At 69.9% G+C, this 20,562-nt stretch carries 14 protein-coding genes; 5 read left to right on the top strand and 9 right to left on the bottom strand.

Translation table 11 applies throughout. From position 1 onward, the window contains the following. Nucleotides 1–29 precede the first annotated feature (29 nt). From ACLLJJ_RS37585 to ACLLJJ_RS37570, 4 genes are all read left to right on the top strand, one after another. Nucleotides 30–1,712, top strand: coding sequence for a thiamine pyrophosphate-binding protein (locus tag ACLLJJ_RS37585; RefSeq protein ID WP_434599185.1), 1,683 nt, complete (start codon nucleotides 30–32; stop codon nucleotides 1,710–1,712). A gap of 12 nt (nucleotides 1,713–1,724) precedes the next feature. Continuing rightward, nucleotides 1,725–2,954, top strand: coding sequence for a formyl-CoA transferase (gene frc / locus ACLLJJ_RS37580; protein WP_434599183.1), 1,230 nt, complete (start codon nucleotides 1,725–1,727; stop codon nucleotides 2,952–2,954). Beyond that, nucleotides 2,954–5,107, top strand: coding sequence for an acetate--CoA ligase family protein (locus ACLLJJ_RS37575; protein ID WP_434599182.1), 2,154 nt, complete (start codon nucleotides 2,954–2,956; stop codon nucleotides 5,105–5,107). Before frc ends, ACLLJJ_RS37575 begins: the two co-directional genes overlap by 1 nt. A gap of 107 nt (nucleotides 5,108–5,214) precedes the next feature. After that, complete coding sequence (locus ACLLJJ_RS37570; RefSeq protein ID WP_434599181.1) at nucleotides 5,215–6,603, top strand: OFA family MFS transporter; 1,389 nt, start codon at nucleotides 5,215–5,217, stop codon at nucleotides 6,601–6,603. 83 nt (nucleotides 6,604–6,686) lie between these two features. Here ACLLJJ_RS37570 and ACLLJJ_RS37565 read toward each other — a convergent pair whose 3' ends face one another. The 9 genes from ACLLJJ_RS37565 to ACLLJJ_RS37525 form a co-directional block, all read right to left on the bottom strand. Beyond that, complete coding sequence (locus ACLLJJ_RS37565; RefSeq protein ID WP_434599180.1) at nucleotides 6,687–7,745, bottom strand: sugar phosphate isomerase/epimerase family protein; 1,059 nt, start codon at nucleotides 7,743–7,745, stop codon at nucleotides 6,687–6,689. A gap of 16 nt (nucleotides 7,746–7,761) precedes the next feature. Next, a complete protein-coding gene (locus ACLLJJ_RS37560; protein WP_434599179.1) occupies nucleotides 7,762–9,156 on the bottom strand; it encodes an alkaline phosphatase family protein in 1,395 nt (464 codons plus the stop codon). Continuing rightward, nucleotides 9,153–10,322, bottom strand: a complete 1,170-nt coding sequence (gene eboE, locus ACLLJJ_RS37555; RefSeq protein WP_434599178.1) for a metabolite traffic protein EboE — start codon at nucleotides 10,320–10,322, stop codon at nucleotides 9,153–9,155. The genes ACLLJJ_RS37560 and eboE overlap by 4 nt, the downstream gene beginning before the upstream one ends. An 18-nt stretch (nucleotides 10,323–10,340) precedes the next feature. Further along, nucleotides 10,341–11,189: a TatD family hydrolase gene (locus ACLLJJ_RS37550; RefSeq protein ID WP_434599177.1), complete on the bottom strand. Its 849-nt coding sequence runs from the start codon at nucleotides 11,187–11,189 to the stop codon at nucleotides 10,341–10,343. Beyond that, entirely contained in the window at nucleotides 11,189–11,893 is a 705-nt protein-coding gene (locus ACLLJJ_RS37545; protein WP_434599176.1) for an EboA domain-containing protein, read from the bottom strand. Before ACLLJJ_RS37545 ends, ACLLJJ_RS37550 begins: the two co-directional genes overlap by 1 nt. Continuing rightward, a complete protein-coding gene (locus ACLLJJ_RS37540; protein WP_434600630.1) occupies nucleotides 11,887–12,837 on the bottom strand; it encodes a sugar phosphate isomerase/epimerase family protein in 951 nt (316 codons plus the stop codon). The genes ACLLJJ_RS37545 and ACLLJJ_RS37540 overlap by 7 nt, the downstream gene beginning before the upstream one ends. A gap of 641 nt (nucleotides 12,838–13,478) precedes the next feature. Continuing rightward, a complete protein-coding gene (locus ACLLJJ_RS37535; RefSeq protein ID WP_434599175.1) occupies nucleotides 13,479–14,666 on the bottom strand; it encodes an SCO3242 family prenyltransferase in 1,188 nt (395 codons plus the stop codon). Beyond that, nucleotides 14,663–15,802: an inositol-3-phosphate synthase gene (locus ACLLJJ_RS37530; RefSeq protein WP_434599174.1), complete on the bottom strand. Its 1,140-nt coding sequence runs from the start codon at nucleotides 15,800–15,802 to the stop codon at nucleotides 14,663–14,665. Before ACLLJJ_RS37530 ends, ACLLJJ_RS37535 begins: the two co-directional genes overlap by 4 nt. A 136-nt stretch (nucleotides 15,803–15,938) precedes the next feature. Beyond that, nucleotides 15,939–19,664, bottom strand: a complete 3,726-nt coding sequence (locus ACLLJJ_RS37525) for a ThuA domain-containing protein (protein ID WP_434599173.1) — start codon at nucleotides 19,662–19,664, stop codon at nucleotides 15,939–15,941. A 425-nt stretch (nucleotides 19,665–20,089) separates the two neighbouring features. On the opposite strand from ACLLJJ_RS37525, the gene ACLLJJ_RS37520 reads away from it, so the two are divergent. Beyond that, the gene (locus tag ACLLJJ_RS37520; RefSeq protein WP_434599172.1) at nucleotides 20,090–20,527 is read left to right on the top strand and encodes a hypothetical protein; all 438 of its coding nucleotides are present in this window, start codon (nucleotides 20,090–20,092) and stop codon (nucleotides 20,525–20,527) included. Nucleotides 20,528–20,562: the final 35 nt, after the last annotated feature.

Below are 20,562 nucleotides of genomic sequence, written 5' to 3'. Positions count from 1 at the left end.
GCACCCCTACGAAGGGAACGGACTTCGCCATGCCCGACGACAGCCAAGAACTCATTTCCGGTGGGCATTTGGTCGCCAAAGCGCTCAAAGCAGAGGGCGTCGAGGTCATCTACACGCTCTGCGGTGGCCACATCATCGACATCTACGACGGCTGCGTCGACGAGGGCATCGAAGTCGTCGACGTACGCCACGAACAGGTCGCCGCGCACGCAGCCGACGGTTACGCACGCATCACCGGCAAGCCGGGCTGCGCCGTCGTCACCGCGGGGCCCGGTACGACCGACGCCGTCACGGGCGTCGCCAATGCCTTCCGCGCCGAGTCGCCCATGTTGCTGATTGGTGGTCAGGGAGCGCTTGCCCAGCACAAGATGGGGTCACTCCAGGACCTGCCGCACGTCGACATGATGACGCCGATCACCAAGTTCGCCGCGACCGTGCCGGACACCGCGCGGGCCGCGGACATGGTGTCGATGGCGTTCCGCGAGTGCTACAACGGTGCGCCGGGCCCCTCCTTCCTGGAGATCCCGCGCGACGTCCTGGACGCCAAGGTGCCGGTGGACAGGGCGCGGGTGCCCAAGGCCGGGATGTACCGGGCCTCCACTCGCGCGGCCGGCGACCCGGAGTCGGTCGAGAAGCTGGCCGATCTGCTCGTGCACGCCGAGAAGCCGGTGATCCTGCTCGGCAGCCAGGTATGGACAACGCGGGCGACGGGCGCGGCGACCGAGCTCGTACGCGCGCTCAATGTGCCCGCGTACATGAACGGCGCGGCGCGCGGGACCCTGCCGCCCGGCGACCCGCACCACTACCAGCTGTCCCGGCGCTACGCCTTCGCCAACGCCGACCTCATCATCATCGTCGGCACGCCCTTCGACTTCCGGATGGGCTACGGCAAACGGCTCTCGCAGGCGGCCACGGTCGTGCAGATCGACCTGGACTACCGGACCGTCGGCAGGAACCGGGACATCGACCTGGGGATCGTGGGCGACGCCGGTCAGATCCTCGCGTCCGTCACCCAGTCGGCGTCCGGTCGTCTCAACGGCGGTTCGGTCAAGCGCAAGGCCTGGCTGGAGGAGCTGCGCACGGCCGAACAGACGGCTCTCGACAAGCGGCTGCCGCACCTCAAGTCCAACGCCTCGCCCATCCACCCGTACCGGCTGGTCAGCGAGATCAACGACTTCCTCACCGAGGACTCGATCTACATCGGCGACGGTGGCGACATCGTCACCTTCTCCGGCCAGGTCGTCCAGCCCAAGTCCCCCGGCCACTGGATGGATCCGGGTCCGCTCGGGACGCTCGGGGTGGGGATCCCCTTCGTGCTCGCCGCGAAGCAGGCGCGGCCCGACAAGGAGGTCGTGGCTCTCTTCGGGGACGGCGCGTTCTCGCTGACCGGCTGGGACTTCGAGACGCTGGTGCGGTACAACCTGCCGTTCGTCGGGATCGTCGGCAACAACTCCTCGATGAACCAAATCCGTTACGGCCAGAAGGCCAAGTACGGAGACGAGCGCGAGCGCGTCGGCAACACCCTGGGCGACGTCCACTACGACAAGTTCGCCCAGATGCTGGGCGGTTACGGCGAAGAGGTCCGCGACCCCGCCGACATCGCACCGGCCCTCCGGCGCGCCCGCGAGTCCGGGCTGCCCTCACTGATCAACGTGTGGGTCGATCCCGACGTGTACGCCCCCGGAACCATGAACCAGACCATGTACAAGTAGCGGAGGCCGATCATGACCAAGGCACTTGAGGGCGTGCGCGTCCTCGACATGACGCATGTACAGTCCGGTCCTTCCGCCACCCAGCTCCTCGCCTGGCTCGGCGCGGACGTGGTGAAGCTGGAGGCGCCGAGCGGCGACATCACACGCAAGCAGCTGCGCGACCTGCCGGACGTGGACTCGCTGTACTTCACCATGCTCAACTGCAATAAGCGGAGCATCACCCTCAACACCAAGTCGGAGCGCGGCAAGGAGATCCTGACGGAGCTCATCCGCCGCTCGGACGTGATGGTGGAGAACTTCGGGCCCGGCGCCGTCGACCGCATGGGGTTCACCTGGGAGCACATCCAGGAGATCAACCCGCGCATCGTCTACGCCTCAATCAAGGGCTTCGGAGAGGGCCCTTACACCAACTTCAAGGCGTACGAGGTCGTCGCCCAGGCGATGGGCGGGTCCATGGCCACCACCGGGTTCGAGGACGGGCCACCGCTGGCCACCGGCGCGCAGATCGGCGACTCCGGGACCGGGATCCACGCCGTGGCCGGGATCCTGGCCGCGCTCTTCCAGCGCGAGAGCACCGGGCGCGGGCAGCGGGTCAATGTCGCCATGCAGCACGCCGTGCTGAACCTGTGCCGGGTCAAACTGCGCGACCAGCAGCGCCTCGCACACGGTCCGCTCGCCGAGTACCCCAACGAGGACTTCGGCGACGAGGTGCCGCGCAGCGGCAACGCGAGCGGCGGCGGGCAGCCCGGCTGGGCGGTCAAGTGCTCGCCGGGCGGCCCCAACGACTATGTGTACGTGATCGTCCAGCCGGTCGGCTGGCGCCCGTTGTCCGAGCTGATCGGGCGGCCCGAGCTTGCCGACGACCCCGAGTGGGCGACGCCGGCGGACCGGCTGCCGCAGCTCGGCAAGATGTTCCAGCTGATCGAGGAGTGGTCGTCCACCCTCCCCAAGTGGGAGGTACTCGAACAGCTCAACTCCCACAACATCCCCTGCGGGCCGATCCTTTCGACGAAGGAGATCTTCGAGGACGCGTCGCTCGCGGCCAACGAGATGCTCGTCGAGGTCCCGCACCCCGAGCGCGGCACCTTCACCACGGTCGGCAATCCCATCAAGCTCTCCGACTCCCCCTTCGACGTGGTCACTTCGCCCCTGCTCGGAGAGCACAACGCCGAGGTGTATGTCGGCGAGCTGGGGCTCGGCGACGAGGAACTGCGGCTGCTCAAGACGAATGGAGTCATCTGATGGGCCTGACGGATCCTCATGACACCGCTGCTGTACGGATGGTGCTCGACGCCGTAACGGCCGAGGGGCGCGTCGTGCTGACGGCGCCCGAGGCCAAGCGGATCGCCGACGCGTACGGCATCCCTGTCCCGGCGGAGGCACTCGCCGAGAGCGCGGACGAGGCGGTCGCCCTCGCGGACCGGCTCGGCTTCCCCGTCGTGCTCAAGATCGTATCGCCGGAGATCGTGCACAAGACGGACGCGGGTGGGGTGCGGGTCGGGCTGAAGTCGCCCGGGGACGTGCGGGTCGCGTTCACCGAGATCGTCACCAACGCCCGTGCCTACGACCCCGAAGCGCGGCTGCTCGGCGTTCAGGTGCAGCAGATGGTGCCGGCCGGGCAGGAGATCATCATCGGCGCCGTCACCGATCCGGCCTTCGGGAAGATCGTGGCGTTCGGGCTCGGCGGAGTACTGGTGGAGGTACTGAAGGACATCACCTTCCGGCTGGCGCCCGCCTCCGAGGACGACGCGCTCTCGATGCTCGATTCGATCCGGGCGGCCGAGGTCCTGCGCGGTGTACGCGGCGGGGCCGCCGTCGACCGTACGGCGCTGGCCCGGCTCATCGTTCGGGTCTCCCAACTGGCGGCTGATTTCCCCGAGATCGCGGAGGTCGACCTGAATCCGGTCTTCGCCACCGCGAGCGGTGTGATGGCGGCCGACGTACGCATCCTGCTCGGTGGCCCCTCTCCCACGCCTCGGCGCAAGTACAGCCGTGAGGAGATCCTCACCTCGATGGGCCGGCTGATGCGGCCGAGCTCGATAGCCGTCATCGGCGCCTCCAACGAGCAGGGCAAAATCGGCAATTCGGTGATGCGCAACCTGATCGACGGCGGCTTCGCAGGCGAGATCCATCCGGTCAATCCCCGGGCCGATGACATCTTGGGCCGCAAGGCGTACAAGAGTGTGACGGATGTACCCGGTGAGGTGGATGTGGCGGTCTTCGCGATCCCCGCCAAGTTCGTGGCCGCGGCTCTGGAGGAGGTGGGGCGCAAGGGCATCCCGAACGCCGTCCTCATCCCCTCGGGCTTCGCCGAGACCGGCGAGCACGCGCTCCAGGACGAGATCGTCGCGATCGCCGAGCGCCACGGTGTACGTCTCCTGGGGCCGAACATCTACGGCTACTACTCCACTTGGCACGATCTGTGTGCCACCTTCTGCACGCCGTACGACGTCAGGGGCGGGGTGGCCCTGACGTCCCAGTCGGGCGGCATCGGCATGGCCATCCTCGGCTTCGCCCGTACGACGAAGACCGGTGTCTCGGCGATCGTCGGTCTCGGCAACAAGTCGGACCTCGACGAGGACGACCTGCTGACGTGGTTCGGTGAGGATCCCAACACCACATGCATCGCCATGCACTTGGAGGACCTCAAGGACGGCCGGGCCTTCGTCGAGGCGGCGCGGGCGACCGTACGCAAGAAGCCGATCGTCGTGCTCAAGGCGGGCCGTACCAGCGCGGGAGCCAAGGCGGCCGGGTCACACACCGGGGCCCTCGCCGGTGACGACGCGGTGTACGAGGACATCCTGCGGCAGGCCGGGGTCATCAGGGCTCCCGGGCTGAACGAGATGCTCGAGTACGCGCGGGCTCTGCCGGTGCTGCCGACACCGAAGGGCGACAACGTCGTCATCATCACCGGGGCGGGCGGCTCCGGGGTGCTCCTCTCGGACGCGATCATCGACAACGGGCTCTCGCTGATGGAGATTCCGGATGATCTCGACGCGGCGTTCAAGGCGTTCATCCCCCCGTTCGGAGCGGCCGGCAATCCGATCGACATCACGGGTGGCGAGCCCCCTTCGACGTACGAGGCGACGATCCGCCTCGGCATGGAGGATCCGCGCATCCACGCGCTGGTGCTCGGCTACTGGCACACGATCGTCACGCCGCCGATGGTCTTCGCGGAGCTGACCGCCCGGGTGGTCGAGGAGTTCCGGGCGCGCGGCATCGAGAAGCCGGTGGTCGCGTCGCTGGCCGGCGACGTGGAGGTCGAGGAGGCGTGCGCGTACCTCTTCGAGCGGGGCGTCGTCGCGTACCCGTACACCACGGAGAAGCCGGTGGACGCCCTCGGCGCGAAGTACAAGTGGGCCCGCGCGGCCGGGTTGTTGGGTGATGGCGCATGAGGTGACCGAGGAGGGGGCGGCCCTTCGCCGCCCCCGACCCCGTGGACACGAAAGGTATTGGACAGGGGGCGCTGGCCAGCTCTTTCGACGTAAGGGGTGCGACTCGCATGACAACCACCGACTTCTCGAAGCCCGTCGCCTTCAGGGAGGTGGCGGACCGCAACGGACGCGTGTACCGGCTCGGCGAGACCGACCGGGACATCATGGGGCGGCCACGCTGGTACATGGTGCTGCTCCCCTGGATCGGCATGATGGGCATCAGTTCATCGGAGTACGCCTTCACGTCGGCGGAGGAAACGCTGCACGACGCGCACATGTGGGCCAACGGGCACATCTTCTGGCTGATGGGTGTCTGGATCTTCTTCCAGGCGGCCGTGGCCTTCCCCGCGGGAAAGCTGCGCGAGAGCGGGAAACTACCGGCGAAGAGCGCCATGATGCTCGGCGCACTCGGCACCCTGCTCGGCTATCTCTCACTGGCGTTCGCGCCGCACGTGTTCGTCGCCTACATCGGCTTCGGCATGTTCAGCGGTATCGGGGCCGGCCTCGTCTACGCGACCTGCGTGAACATGGTGGGCAAGTGGTATCCGGAGCGCAAGGGCGGCAAGACCGGCCTGGTCAACGGCGGTTTCGCCTATGGCTCGGTGCCCTTCGTCTTCCTCTTCACCCAGTACATGGACCTGACCAACTACAAGAACGTGCTGGTCTTCGCGGGTGTCATCTGCTGCGTCGCCGTCGCGGTCTCCGGCTGGTTCTTCAAGGACCCGCCGAAGAACTGGTGGCCCGCGGACGTGGACCCGCTGACGACCTCGAAGGACCCGCGGATCGTTCGGTCGCTGGCGAAGAACCCGCCCGCGGTCCGGCAGTACACCCCGCGGGAGGCGGCCCGCACTCCGGTGCTGTGGATGATGTGGTTCTGTCTGCTGTGCACGGCGGGCATCAACATATTCGGTATCGCCATGCAGGTGCCGTTCGGCAAGGAGATGGGCTTCGCCGGCGGCATCGTGGCAACCGCCATGTCGCTCAAGGCGATTGTGAACGGAACCGGCCGGGGCGTCATCGGCTGGATATCCGACCGGTACGGACGCAGGAACACCCTGGTCTTCGTCTGCGTCGTGCTCGGATCCGCGCAGTTCGGTGTCTTCTACTCCGGAGACATCGGCTCGATGCCGTTCTTCCTGTTCTGCTCGATGGTCTCCGGGTTCGGCGGCGGCGCGATCTTCCCGCTGTTCGCGGCGATGACCGCGGACTACTTCGGGGAGAACAACAACGCGTCCAACTACGGCATGGTCTACAGCTCCAAGCTGATCTCGGGGCTGGTCGGTTCCGGCGTGGGGGCGATCGTGGTGAGCTCGTGGGGTTACGGAGGCGCCTTCGCGCTGTCGGGGTTCATCGGATTCGGATCGGCGATCCTCGCCTGCTTCCTCAAGGCACCCGGCAGGCCGCGGGCGAAGGACATCGTGCCCAATCCTCATCCCATCGGCAGGGACGCCGCATGAGGTGAGAACGGTCGGCAGACACACTGACGGAGGCCCGCACCGACCGGAGTCGGCGCGGGCCTCCGTCATGCGCCCGTCAGGTGCTAGCAGTCCTTCTCGCGCAGCGAGTGCAGGTGCGCGCTGGACTTGCGGGCGAAGGCGAACGACTCGACCGGGTTGTCGTGTTCCACCTGCCAGTGGTGGTCACGACGCCCGCCGCGCGTCTTGGAGACCGTCGAGATGAACCGCTTGTAGTCGATGTCGCCGTCGCCGACATCCACCATCCGGTAGCCGTCCCTGGCGGCCTCGTCGTGCTCGCCGTCCTTGACGTGGAAGAGCGGGTAGCGGTCGGGCTGCTTCAATACGTAACGCAGCGGGTCGAAGGGTGCCGGAGTGCCGTCGACACGCTTGCCGAAGCGGAACTGGGCGGCGTACGCCCAGTAGATGTCCATCTCCAGGAAGACCAGGTCGGGGTCGGTCTCGGCGAGCAGGACGTCGTAGAGGCGGACCTTGGGCTTGTCGGTGGCGAAGGAGAACTCCTCCGCGTGGTTGTGCTGGTAGAACTTCATGCCGCGCTTGCGCGCCTCGGCGCCGTAGTGGTTGAAGTCCTCCGCGCAGCGCTTCCAGCCGTCGACGGTCGCGCCGTAGCGCCAGGGGCCCGAGGCCGTGCCGATGTGCTTGAGGCCGAGGGCCTGGGCGTCGTCGAGGACCTTGTCGAGGTTCTGCGCGAAGCTGTAGGCGCCGGGGTTGTTGTCGTCGTAGTAGTTGACGTGGCTGCCGATGCCCCGCAGGCCGTGGTCGCGGGTGAGCTGCCGGAGCTGGGCGAGGGTGATGTCGCCCACCGAGCCCTGGGTGTACCCGGCGTACTCGACCTCGTCGTAGCCGTAGCGCTGCAGCTCGGCGAAGACCTTGGCGAAGCCAAGGCTGGAGACCTTGTCGCGCAGGGAGTACAGCTGGACGCCGAGGCGGCCGGGGGGCAGGACGGGCGTGCCCCGGCCCTTGCCGTGCGCGGCGGCGGTGGGTGTGGCGGCGGTGGCCGGGGCCGCGGCGCCGAGGAGGGCGGCGACGGACGCGCCGGCGGCGACGCCGAGCATGCCGCGTCTGGAGAGCTTGCGGTCGAGTTCGGGGTCGACGGGGGTGTTCTTGCGGCTCAGGGGGCTCATGGGCGGAACTCCTTTGTCAGTGCAGTCCGGCAAGCTGGAGGAGCAGGGATTTCACGTCGGTGGCCGCGACACGGCCGGTGACGGCGTGGGGGGTGGAGCACAGGATGAGCGGACCTTCCGCGTCGCTCGCGGGAAGGCGGCCGTGGCTGCCGCGAATGGGTGAAGGGTCGAGCGGCACGACCGCCATGCGGTAGCGCATGCCGAGCTTCTTGCGGGCGAGCGCTGCTCCGGCCTTGAGGCGTACGTACGGGTCGAGGGGGTCCATGAACAGCTCGACGGGGTCGTAGCCGGGCTTGCGGTGGATCTCCACGAGCTGGGCGAAGTCGGGTGCCTTGGCGTCGTCGAGCCAGTAGTAGTAGGTGAACCAGGAATCCGGTTCGGCGACGGCGACCAGTTCGCCCGAGCGCGGATGGTCGAGCCCGTTGGCCTTCTTGCCCTCGTCGTCGAGGAGTTCGGCGATGCCCGGCAGGCCGTCGAGGGCCGCCCGGGTCGCTTCGAGGTCCTCGGGACGGCGGACGTAGACGTGCGCGAGCTGGTGGTCGGCCACCGCGAACGCCCGTGAGGTCATCGGGTCGAGGTACTCCATGCCGTCCTGGGTGTGCACCTCGACGAGGCCGGCCCGGCGCAGCGTCCGGTTGATGTCGACGGCGCGTGACACCCGGGTGATGCCGTACTCGGAGAGCGCGACGACGGTACGGCCCTCGGCCTGCGCGTCGTCGAGGAGCGGCGCGAGTACGTCGTCGAGCTCGGCGGCGGCCCGGTAGGAGCGGGGGTCGTCGGGGCCGAAGCGCTGGAGGTCGTAGTCGAGGTGGGGGACGTAGCAGAGGGCCAGGTCGGGGTGGCGGGTGCGCATGATGTGGCGGGTCGCGTTCACGATCCACCGCGAGGACACGATGTCGGCGCCGGGGCCCCAGAAGTGAAAGAGGGGGAACGTACCGAAGACCTCGGTGAGCTCGTCGTGCAGGGCCGGGGGGCGGGTGTAGCAGTCGGGTTCCTTGCGGCCGTCCGCGTAGTAGACGGGGCGGGGCGTGACCGTGAAGTCGGTGTCGGCGCCCATCGCGTACCACCAGCAGATGTTGGCGACGGTGTAGCCGGGATGTGCGCGGCGAGCGGCGTCCCAGATCTTGTCCCCGGCGACCAGACCGTTGTGCTGGCGCCACAGGAGGACCTCGCCGATGTCCCGGAAGTACCAGCCGTTGCCGACGATTCCGTGTTCGGCGGGGGTGGTGCCGGTGAGGAAGGTCGACTGGGCCGCGCAGGTCACGGCGGGCAGGACGGTGCCCAGCGGGGCCTGAGAGCCGGACCGGGCGAGCTGCTGGAGACGCGGCATGTGCGCGAGCAGTTGGGGGGTGAGGCCGACGACGTCCAGGACGAGGAGGGGTGTGGGAGAGGGGGCAGGGGTGTCCGTCACGGCAGTTCCTTGAGGCCGAGGTCGACCAGGAGGTCGCGGGCGAGGGTGAGTTCGGCGGCGATCCCGTCGGCGAGCTGGGTCCGGTTCCTGGGGCGCAGGTCGGCCGGAAGCGCCTGCCAGGTGTACGTCTCGACTTCGAGATGGCGGGTGAGCGGCGCGGGGCCGCCGACCAGCTGGGTCAGGGCGTCCTGGAGCACGGGGAGCGTGGAGGTGAGCGGTGCGGCGGGCGGGGCGTGCAGGGGGACGTGGAAGTGTGCGCGCCAGGGGGCGCCGTCCGGGAGTGCGCCGCCCGCGACAGCCTCCGCCAGGTCGTCGGTGCCCCGCAGGCCCGCGCTGGTGGGGGTGCGGGTCTGGTGGAGGAAGCGGGGTTCGGCGAAGGCGGCGAGTGCCTCCCGCACTTCGGGGAGGTGGGGGTGTTCGGCGTGCAGGGCCGCGGACAGCTGTGCCTTGGGGATGGTGACGCCTGCCTCGGTGAGTGCGCCGATGGCGGTGGCCGGGTCCTCGAAGGAGGTGGCGAGGTGGCAGGTGTCGACGCAGATGCCGATGCGGTGGCCGGCCAGGGCGGTGAGCGGGGCGATGGCGTCCGCGGTGGTCTCGACGGTGCAGCCCGGCTCGGGTTCGAGTCCGATGCGTATCGATTTCCCGGTCAGTTCCTCCAGGGCGTCGAGTCGCTCGGAGAGCGTGGTGAGGGCAGTGCGGGCGGCCTCGGCCGCCGCGTCGTCGAAGGCGGTGCGCCAGGCGAGCGGGAGGGTGGAGATGGAGCCCTCGGTGACGTCGTCCGGCAGGAGCGCGCCGAGCAGGCGGGCCAGGTCGGTGGTGTGGGCGAGGCGCGCGGGGTCGGTCCAGTCCGGCTTGTACACCCGGTACTTGACCTCCTCCGCACCGAATCCCTCGTACGGGAAGCCGTTGAGGGTGACCACTTCGAGGCCGCGCCGGTCCAGCTCGGCGCGCAGCCCGCGCAGCGCCGCCGGGTCGGTGATCAGGGCGTGCGCCGCGTCCTTGGCGAGCCACAGGCCGATGCCGAGCCGGTCCCGGCCCAGGCGTCGCCGGACGGGCTCGCAGTGGTCGCGGAGCTGGGCGAGTACGCCGTCGAGTGTCTCGGCCGGGTGGACGTTGGTGCAGTACGCGAGGTGGACGGTGGAGCCGTCGGGGTGGCGGAAGCGCATGGTGGCTCTCCTCTCCCCTTATTCCCCGCCGCGCAGGATGGAGTTGCCCTCGTGCAGGGCGTCGGGGGCGGGGACGTCGAGCTGGAGGCGGCCACTGAGCCCGTAGAAGGCGACCGGGTTGCGCCACAGCACCTTGTCGACGTCGTCGTCGCTGAACCCGGCGGCGAGGAGCGCGTCGCCCACCCTGCGGGTCTTGAGCGGGTCGCTCTTGCCCCAGTCCGCGGCGGAGTTGACGAGGACCTTGTCCGTGCCGTGGTCCTTGATGACGGCGACCATCCGGTCCTCGTCCATCTTGGTGTCGGGGTAGATGGAGAAGCCGAGCCAGCAGCCGCTGTCAGTGGCGGCCTTTACGGTTGTTTCATTGAGGTGGTCGAGCAGGACGTGCTCCGGGGGGAGGTGTGATTCGCGGATGACGTCGATGGTGCGGCGCAGACCGACGAGCTTGTCGCGGTGCGGGGTGTGCACGAGCGCGGGCAGACCGTGGTCGGCGGCGAGCTGGAGCTGGGTGGCGAGGGCGGTGTCCTCGGCGGGGGTCATCGAGTCGTAGCCGATCTCGCCGACGGCGACGACGGAGTCCTTGACGAGATAGCGGGGCAGCGCGTCGAGCACGGGGGTGCAGCGGGGGTCGTTCGCCTCTTTGGGGTTGAGGGCGAGCGTGCAGTGGTGGGCGATGCCGTATTGGGCGGCGCGGAAGGGTTCCCAGCCGAGTAGCGCGTCGAAGTAGTCGAAGAAGCTGGCGGGCGAGGTGCGGGGCTGGCCCATCCAGAAGGACGGCTCGACGACGGCGCGTACCCCGGCGGCGTACATCGCCTCGTAGTCGTCCGTGGTGCGGGACGTCATGTGGACATGGGGGTCGAAGATGCGCATCAGGACTCCTCTGTGGGGGCGGCCATGGCCGTGAGGGACAGGACGCGGTGCAGATCGTCCGGGACCGGGCGGCCGGCGGCGGTGCGCTCGGCGGCGTAGTCGCGGAGCATCCTGGCCAGTTCGGAGTCGGCCTGGGCGCGCAGCGCGAGGCCGTCGACGGCGGTGACCGGGACGCCGGTGAAGAGGCATTTGAGCACGGCGTGCCGCCAGGCGTGCTGGTCCAGATGCTCGAAGGCGTAATGGCCCACCGCGGCGGCGACCAGGCGGGTGTCGTTGGTGCGCAACGCGTCCTCGACCAGGGGCAGGGCGTCGGAGCCGAGGCCGCCCAGGTGGGGCAGCGCGAGCAGGACGGCGCGTCGCTCTGCGGCCGTGCCGTGGGCGTACAGCCGGTCGGTGACGGTGTGGTCGGCCCCCACCGCGTGCAGGAGCAGCACGCGGGCCGCGTCCGTGAGGTCGGGGGCGGCGCCGCCGTCGGGGCCCGGGGCGGGACGGCAGTGGCGGCCCGCCTCGGCGAAGCGGATCTCCCAGGTCGGGAGGGACCGCTGGGCACGGTCGCCGGCCGGGCCGGCTGACGCGGCCTCCGCCTCCGCCTCGGCCAATGCCTCGTGCAGCCAGGCGCGGCCGGCGCCGCCAAGGCGGGCTTCGAGCGCCGCTTGCAGAGCGGGGGTGGTCGTGGTCGCACTGTGGATCGGATCGGTCAACACGGCGCGCCTCCTGCGGCTGCGGCGGGGTGCGGGTGCGCTTCACGTTGCGCTGTGGACGCGGTGGTGGCCTCGGGCTCGGCCTCGGCAGGGGCTGCGGTGCGGGCCTCCGTATCGGCTTGGCGCAGGAAGCGCAGCGACCGTTCGGCCTGGTCGGGGCCCGCGTGGGAGTGCCGGGGCAGTTCGACGACCGTCAGCCCCTGATAGCCGGTGGCGGCCAGGGCCCGCAGGACCGGCGGGAAGTCGATCTCGCCGTCGCCGAAGGGCAGATGCTCGTGAACCCCGCGACGCATGTCCTCGATCTGCACGTGCCGCAGCCAGGGCGCGGCCTCGCGTACGCAGTCGGCGGGCGAGGCGGACTCCAGGCACTGACAGTGGCCGATGTCGAGGGTGAGGCCGAGCAGTTGCGGGTCGGGATCGCCGAGCGTGCGGCGCAGGTGGTGGAAGTCGGCGAGGGTGGCGAGGAGGTGACCGGGTTCGGGCTCGACGGCGAGCGGTACGCCGGCCTTGGCGGCGGCGTCGAGTACCGGCGCCATCGACTCCGCGAGCCGCTCCCAGGCCGTCTCCGGCGAGGTTCTCTCGGGGATGATCCCGCTGAAGCAGTGCACGGCGTGGGCGCCGAGATCGGCGGCGACCCGCACGGCGGTGATGAGCAACTCCGTTCGGGCGGCCCGGCCTGCAGGATCCGGATCAAGCAGCGACGGGCCGTGTTTGCGGCGCGGGTCCAGGACGTACCGTGCGCCGGTCTCGACGGTGACACCGAGGCCGAGCTGCGCCAGCCGGCGCGCCACCCGGGCGGTACGGGCGGCGAGTTCGGGGGCGACCGGATCGAGGTGCATGTGGTCGAGGGTCAGCCCGACCCCGTCGTAGCCGAGATCGGCGAGGAGGGAGAGGGCGCCGTCGAGACGGAGATCGGTAAGCCCGTTGGTGCCGTAGCCGAAGCGGATCGGGGCGCCGCTCAAATCGGGGGTGGCGCCATGGGCCGGGGCCCGGCCCGGTACCGGGGTGCGGTCCGGTCCCGGGGTGCGGTCAGGGTCCGGGGTGCGGCCAGGGTGCTCGGTGCGGACCGGGTCCGAAGCGCGGCCCAGGTTCGAGACGCCGTCCGGGTCCGACGCGCGGCCAGGGTGCTGGGTGCGGCCCGGGTCTGAAGCGTGGCCCGGTTGGGGTGGGCGACTCGCTCCCGGGGTGCGGATCGGGCCCAGGGCGCGACTTGCGCTGGTGGGAGGACTCGGGTCCTGGGCAGGGGCAGTGTTCTGGGTGTGGTCGGCACCCGGAACAAGGCCGGTGCCCGGGACGCGGTCCGGATCCTGAGGGCGGTCCGCCCCCGGAACGCCGCCGATGGCCGGCCCATTGCCCGGGTCCGAGACGCCGTCCGGGTCCGATGCGCGGCCAGGGTCCTGGGCGCGGCCCAGGTCCGAAGCGCGGCCCGGATCCTGGCCGCGGCCCGGGTCCGAGACGCGGCCCGTGCCCCGAACGCTGCCGGTGACCGGGGCACGGGCCGCGGCCGGAGATGGGTCTGTGACCGCGGCGCGGCCCTTGTCCGGGGTGTGCTCGGTCACCGGGACGGGGTCTGGGTCCAGGGTGTCGCTCATGTGGGGCTGACCTTCCGCGAGAGCTTCCGGGCGATGGGCCCGAGTCCCATCAGCGCGACTCCGGTGCCGACCGCTCCGCCGCGCGCCGCCAGCGCGGCCTGTAGCGGGATCATGGCCCGGATCCCACCGCCGACGGCACGCTGGGTGAGAGGCGGGGACGGGTTGAGCGCGGCGCGCAGGAGTGGGGTTGCCGCCGTGCGGAAGTAGGCGACGGCCGCGACTGCGGCGGGGGTTGCCAACTGTGTCGTGACACGTATCACCCCGCGCAAGCCCGAACCGGAGCCCGTGTCGGAGCCCGTGTCGGAGCCCGCGCCCACCGAGATGATCGGCCGGTGCGGCTGCCCCGGAGGTGTGCGGCCGGCCACGCCCGCCAGCAGCGCGGCCGTGGCCAGGGCCGCGAGCGGTACGGCCGTCGACCCGCCGTGCGCCTCGCGGCGCGACACCGCCGTCACCGCGTAGGTGTGCGCGCCGAGCATCGCGGCGGCGGTGAGCGCGTCCCGCACACCGGAGCCGCCGCCCCCCGGCGAGTGACGCCATGCCCACGGAAGTCCGCCCCCGGGCATGGCTCGCCACACCCCCCGAGGCCCGGCACCACGAAGCCCGGCACCTCGGAGCCCGATGCCCGGCACCCCAATGCCCCGGCCCCCAACGGCCCCCACTGGCAGGGACGGTGACCCAACCGTCGTCGTGGACCGCGCCACCCCCGCGCCCGCCCCCGTCGCCGTCGCCGTCGCGCCCAGCAGCAGGTCCAGCGCCCTGGCCATGGCCATGGCCGCCGAGGCTGCCGGGGTGTGCTTCAGGCGCAGGTCGTACGCCCAGATCGTGGCGGCCAGGGCGCCCGCGACCCCCAGCGCCGGGCGGCCCGCCACGGCCGCGAGTGTGAGGCCCGCTGCCGTCAGGGCCGTCGCCGCGGCCAGGGCCGCACCCGGGGTGATGCGTCCCGAGGGGAGCGGGCGGTGCGGGCGGTCCACCGCGTCCTCGTCCCGGTCCGCCCAGTCGTTGAGGGCCATGCCCGCCTCGTACAGACACAGCGACGCGCCGACGGCCAGCGCGGTGCCCCGGTGGGGGCGTACCCCCAGGGAGGCCGCGCCTGCCAGGGCGTCGCCCGGCACGGTGAACAGTGCCGAGACGCGCAGGAGTTCCGCCCACGCGCCCAGGTTGCCCCCCGTGGAGGCGGGCGTCATCGGGCCTCCCGCAGGCGGTCGGCGAAGGACAGCAGGGCGACGTACTGCTCGGCCAGCGCCGCCGGTCCGCCGTCCGGGTCCTTGAAGTAGAAGCCGAGCTCGGGCAGCGGCCCCGAGATTCCCACCTGGTGCGCGCGGGCGACCAGTCGTGCGAGGTCGAGCACCAGTGGCGCCGCCAGCGCCGAGTCACAGCCCTGCCAGGTCGTCTGGAGGATCATCCGGGAGCCGAGGAACCCGTCGAACGCGATGTGGTCCCAGGCCGTCTTCCAGTCGCCGAGCGCCGGGACGTCGTCGATGTGCACGTCGCCCTCCGGCAGCGCGCCGAGCGTCTCGGCGAGTACGCGGTTCTTGCCCGCGTTCTTCGCCGCCGCCGCGGCCGGGTCGGCCAGCGCCGCCCCGTCCCCGCCGCCGAGGAGGTTCGTGCCGGACCACGCCCGTACGTTCAGGGCGCGTTGCACGAACATCGGGGCGAGTACGGAACGGAGCAGCGTCTGGCCCGTCTTGCCGTCGCGGCCCGCGTGGGGAAGTCCGCTCGCTGCCACGGCATCCTGGAGGGCCGTGGTGCGTAGCCCGGTGGAGGGGGTGAAGTTGACGTACGGGCAGCCGGCCCGCAGCGCCGCCGCCGCGTACAGGGAGCTCGCGGGGAGGGACGAGGACTGGTCGTCGGGGGCCGGTTCGGTGGAGGCGACGTTGACGACGACGACCCGTTCGAGGCCTTGGCGCCGTGCGAAGTCGCGGAGGTCGTCGGCGAAAGCCGCGATGAGTTCCTCGTCGCTGCGGCTCTCCCCGGCGAGTGGCCCCCCGGTCCGTATCTCCTGGTCGGCCTCGGCCAGTTCGGCCCGTACCGCCGATGCCAGACCGTGCGGCAGGACGCCGCCGGCCTCCAGCGCCTCGGCCCGCTTGGGCAGCGGGCAGCTCATGGTGTCGTGCCCGCCGAAGACGAGCGACGACAGGGGTGCCAGCCCGCTCTCGGCGAAGGGCGGTGTCTCGGTGACCATGCCGTCGGCCGGATGGAGCCCCGCGGCGAGGGCGGCGCAGCCCGCGACGGCGGTCGTGGCGACGGAGCCGCGTGCTCCGACGAACCACACTCCGGTTCGTGCCGTGGATGTGGATGTCTCGTCGGGGTCGGTGATCACGGGCTGCCTCCCTGCCAAGGATTTTTGAGATGCCGGGGAAAGACTGAAGAGAAGCACTGCGGACGGAAGTTGGGGGCCGGGCGGGGACGGCGGGCGGGGCTCGGCGCGCTCCCGCCCGCCGCCGGTCCTGCGGGGTCTAGGGGGTGTCCGCCTTCGCGGGCAGTTCCTTGACCTTGATATTGCGGAAGGAGACCTTGTCGTCCGCACCGTGGTTCTGGAGGCCGATGTGCCCCTGGGCCAGGCTGCGGGCGGGGTCGGTATTGGTGAAGTCGTTGATCTTCACCCCGTTGAGGAAGACGCGGAGCCGCTCTCCCTCGACTCGGATCTCGTAGCTGTTCCATTCGCCGGGCGGGTTGAGCGCGGCGTCACGTGCGGCGATGTTCGCGGCCTTGAAGCCGTATACGGAGCCGGTGGTCCGGTCCGGTGCGTCGCTCGCGTCGATCTGGATCTCGTAGCCCTTGTTGACGGCCGACCACGGGTCGTCGGAGGCCGGGAAGCCCACGAAGATCCCGGAGTTGCTGTCGCCGGTCATCTTCCAGTCGGCCTTCAGGGAGTACGACTTGAGCTCCTTGGACTGGTTCCACAGGAGGCCCATGCCGCCGGTGGAGTTCAGCGTGCGGTCCTTGATCTCGAAGGATCCGGGGCCCGCCTGCTTCCAGCCCTCGTGGGTCTCGCCGTTGAAGAGCGGCCGGTAGTCCTTGGAGGGGCGGCAGTCGGCCTTGGCCATCCCGGCGGCGTACAGCATTCCGCCCAACAGGTGCTTGCGGAAGGCCGGTTCGGCGTACGACTCCTTGGTGTGGCCGCCGCCGGTGTAGAAGGAGCGCCCGCCCTCGTACGGCTGGCACCAGGCGATCGGGTGATCGCCCTTCATGTTGCCGCCGGTGTAGGTGGTCTCGTCCAGGGTGGCCAGGACGCGGGCCTGCTCACGCGGGTTGGTGCGGTAGTTGTACCACTCGTCGGTGCGCTGGAAGCTGTTCTCCAGGTGCGCGGTGGCGGGGTGGTCGTGGTCCTCGACACGTACGGTGGCCGGCTGGATCTGCGGGTGCGAGTCGAAGTAGGCGCCGACGAGGCCGCCGTAGAACTTCCAGTCGTACTCGGTGTCGGCCGCGGCGTGAACGCCCATGTAGCCGCCGCCGTCCGCGACGTACTGCTCGAAGACCGTCTGCTGGTTGGCGTTCAGCACGTCACCGGTCGTGGAGAGGAAGACCACCGCGTCGTAACGTGCCAGGTTCTGCGGGGTCAACTGCTGGGGCTCCTCGGTGGCGTCGACGGCCAGGCCGCGCTGCGCGCCGAGTTCCTTGAGTGCCTTGACGCCCTCGGGGATGGAGTCGTGACGGAAGCCTGCGGTCTTGGAGAAGACCAGGAGCCGCTTCTTGGGTGTGGCGTCGCTCTTGGCGGTGGAGAAGATGAAGTCGTCCACGTCGTAGAGGGCGCCGTCACCGCCCTTGAAGACCAGGTAGAGCGTGGTGGTCTTGGCCGGGGGCTTCTTGATGGTGGTGGTGACGTCCTGGAAGGTGTCCCAGCCGCCGGTCACCGGGACGACGGTGGAGCCGATGAGCTTGCCGTCGGGTGAGCCGGTACGTACTTCCAGGGTGCCGCCGGTCCCGCCCGAGGAGACGCGGGCGGTCAGCGAGGTGGCGTCGCCGACCAGGTAGGGCGAGAAGGCGATCCAGTCGCCGTCGCCGATGTCACCGACGGTCTTGCCGCCGTGCGCGGTCGCCTTGTCGAAGACGTTGACGCCGCTCGACTTGGAGAAGTGCTCGGCCTGGCGCTGCTTGGGCTGGAGCACCTTCTGGTCGTGGGTGGTCAGTGCCTCCTGGCCGCCGCCCCCGCCGTCGGTGTACTCCGCGTCGAAGACGGCGAAGATATTGGCGTTGGGATCGTGGCTGCTGTCGGCCGGGGTCTTGAGGATGCCCGAGCAGCCGGTGGCCGAGGTGATCGGGTGGCCGTGGCTGTCGTGGCCCAGGACATATGTGACCTTGATACTGGCGCAGTCGATCGCGCCGTCCTCCGCGTCGGTGACCTTCACCTTGAAGGGCACGTCGTCGCCGAAGTTGAAGAGCTGTCCGTCGCCCGGCAGTTCCAGCGTCACCTTGGGTGCGGTGTTGCCGACGACGACCCGCACGCTCGCGGAGCCGGTCCTGCCGGTGGAGTCCTTGGCGGTGACCGTCGCGGTGTAGGTGCCGTTCTTCTTGTACGTGTACGTGGGGTTGGCAGCCGTCGATGTTCCGCCGTCGCCGAACGCCCACGCGTACCTGAGCGCGTCGCCGTCGGAGTCGCTGGTTCCTGCGGAGGAGAACTTCACCCGCAGCGGGGCCTGTCCCGATGTCTTGTCGGCCGCGGCCTCGGCGACCGGTGAGTGGCCGCCGGTGGCGTTCTCGATGCGGTAGAGACCGGAGTGCTCGTCCCCGCCGAACCAGGCCGTGCCGTAGTCGAGGATGTACAGCGCGCCGTCCGGGCCGAAGGCCGAGTCCATCACCTGGGTGCCGGTCCATGGGACGGGGTTGATGGACTGGACGTTGCCGTCGGCGTCCTGCTCGATGCGCTTGATCCAGCGCCGGCCGAACTCGGTGGCGAAGAAGTCACCGTCGTATGCCTCGGGGAACTTGACCGGTGAGTCGAGGTTCGCGTCGTAGCGGTAGACGGGGCCGCCCATCGGGGACTCCGAGCCGGTGCCGAAGTCGGGCAGGGATGCGCCGTCGTACGGAATCCAGGCCTCCTGCGCGGGCGGCAGGTCGGTCAGTCCCGTGTTGTACGGCGAGGTGTTCTTGAGATTGGCGCAGTCGAACTTCGCGCCGGATTCCTTCGTGGCGAAGTCGTAGTCGACATAGGCGTCGTTCTTGCCGGTGCAGAAGGGCCAGCCGAAGTTGCCGGGCTTGGTCACCCGGGCGAACTCGACCTGTCCCGCCGGACCGCGCTTGGGGTCGGCGGCGCCCGCGTCGGGGCCGTAGTCACCGACGTACAGGACACCGGTGGGCTTGTCGATGCTGAAACGGAAGGGGTTGCGGAAGCCCATCGCGTAGATCTCGGGGCGCGTCTTGTCGGTGCCCGGGGCGAAGAGGTTGCCGTCGGGGACCGCGTACGAGCCGTCCGCGTTCACCTTGATGCGGAGGATCTTGCCGCGGAGGTCATTGGTGTTGCCCGAGGTGCGCCGCGCGTCGTAGGCGGGGTTGCGCCCGGGGCGCTCGTCGATGGGGGTAAAACCGTCGGAGGCGAAGGGGTTGGAGTCGTCGCCGGTCGAAAGGTAGAGGTTGCCCTGCGCGTCGAAGTCGATGTCGCCGCCGACGTGGCAGCAGATGCCCCGGGTGGCGGGCACGTCGATGACCTTCTTCTCGCTGGCGTTGTCGAGGCTGCCGTCGGCCTTCAGGACGAAGCGGGAGAGCCGGTTCACGCCGTCGAACTTCTCGAAGTCGGCCGGGGTGCCCTCGTTGGGGGCGTCGCCGGCGGGAGTGCTGAGGGGAGGTGCGTAATAGAGATAGATCTGCCGGTTCTCGCTGAACTTCGGGTCGATGCCGATGCCCTGGAGTCCCTCTTCGTCGTGCGAGTAGACCGGGATCGACCCGATGACACGGGTGTTGCCCGCGGCGTCGGTGCTCCGCAGTTCACCGTCGCGCGAGGTGTGCAGCACAGTGCGGTCGGGGAGCACCGCGAGCGACATCGGCTCGCCCGTCTCGGGCTCGCCCTTGGCGAGGGTGACCTGCTGGAAGTCCTCGGCAGCGACCGCCGAGTCGGCGGCGCCGCCCGAAGCGGGCTTCTCGGCGGCGATGGTCTGGGGGGCCGTGAAGGCCAGTGATGCGCCGGCGAGCAGGCTGCCAGTGAGAAGAGCGAGTGCTTTTCGGGCTCTGAGCCGTTGTCTGTGCACGAGTGTCCTCCGGAAGTGAGCCGGTTGAACGGGCGGGTGCTGCCGTGCCGCGCGGGGACTGCCGCGCTCGCCTTACGGACGGTGCCTGTCGGGCGCCGTGCCGGGGCGTGAAGCTTTCGGATCGTGGTAACCGGAGTGCGCCGTCACCCCGGAACCGCTCATGTCCTGTACATCTCAGGGACGGTAGCCTGGTTCGTCCGGCACGGAAAGCCCTTGTGCAGGAAGGAAGTTCCACTTCTTCCCGCCAAAGGACAAAGCGCCGCCCGCCATTCCAGCATCAGGCCAGCTCAAGCCCGGTCGCACCGACGCCGCGACGTGAGGCGGCTCTTGAGAATGAGGTCGCGCGACACGGTCGGACACGCCTCTCCATGACGACCCGTCCGACCTGCGGCCCACGTTTACTGTGAATGATTTGCAAACGCGACGTGATGATTGACTTCCGGCCAACTCTGCTGGCCGATGCGCCGACGCCGCCGCCGAATTCGTTCGACTGGATCGCCGACGGCTGGACCTTTCACGGCGAGAAGCTCAGCCCCATGGTGATGAAGGACAGCCCACGGCTGGAAATCGGGCACACCTACATCATGGCCGTCTACTGGCAGCCCGCCTCGTCGGCCGAGGGTGACGAAATGCCCGCCCAGTGGCGCGGTCTCGGTGAAAGCTCCACACTCCCCTATGACGACGGGGTGATCGGAAAGGGAGAGACGGAAGGCCGGTTCAAGGTGTCGGCGGGCAAGGAGGAGTCCGACACGGGGCCGGACGGGGCGTCCCTCGAACAGACCCTCAACGGAAAAAGCACTGAGGCCCTTATATTCGCGTTGCAGAACGCAAAGCCGAAGGCTGATAAGAGCTCCGCACGCTGAGTTGGCGCATTCCTGATCAGGTGTCCGGCACGTCC

The sequence above is a fragment of the Streptomyces sp. A5-4 genome (assembly GCF_051131715.1).
Taxonomy (GTDB): domain Bacteria; phylum Actinomycetota; class Actinomycetes; order Streptomycetales; family Streptomycetaceae; genus Streptomyces.
The sequence above is the reverse complement of the archived record's forward strand: the minus strand, read 5'-3'. Positions and strand labels throughout refer to the sequence as shown.

What these genes read in the sequence shown, in the direction of transcription:
- ACLLJJ_RS37585 (WP_434599185.1), top strand. Translation starts at nt 30, where the DNA reads ATGCCCGACGACAGCCAAGAACTCATTTCCGGTGGGCATTTGGTCGCC.
- frc (WP_434599183.1), top strand. Translation starts at nt 1,725, where the DNA reads ATGACCAAGGCACTTGAGGGCGTGCGCGTCCTCGACATGACGCATGTA.
- ACLLJJ_RS37575 (WP_434599182.1), top strand. Translation starts at nt 2,954, where the DNA reads ATGGGCCTGACGGATCCTCATGACACCGCTGCTGTACGGATGGTGCTC.
- ACLLJJ_RS37570 (WP_434599181.1), top strand. Translation starts at nt 5,215, where the DNA reads ATGACAACCACCGACTTCTCGAAGCCCGTCGCCTTCAGGGAGGTGGCG.
- ACLLJJ_RS37565 (WP_434599180.1), bottom strand. Translation starts at nt 7,745, where the DNA reads ATGAGCCCCCTGAGCCGCAAGAACACCCCCGTCGACCCCGAACTCGAC.
- eboE (WP_434599178.1), bottom strand. Translation starts at nt 10,322, where the DNA reads ATGCGCTTCCGCCACCCCGACGGCTCCACCGTCCACCTCGCGTACTGC.
- ACLLJJ_RS37550 (WP_434599177.1), bottom strand. Translation starts at nt 11,189, where the DNA reads ATGCGCATCTTCGACCCCCATGTCCACATGACGTCCCGCACCACGGAC.
- ACLLJJ_RS37535 (WP_434599175.1), bottom strand. Translation starts at nt 14,666, where the DNA reads ATGACGCCCGCCTCCACGGGGGGCAACCTGGGCGCGTGGGCGGAACTC.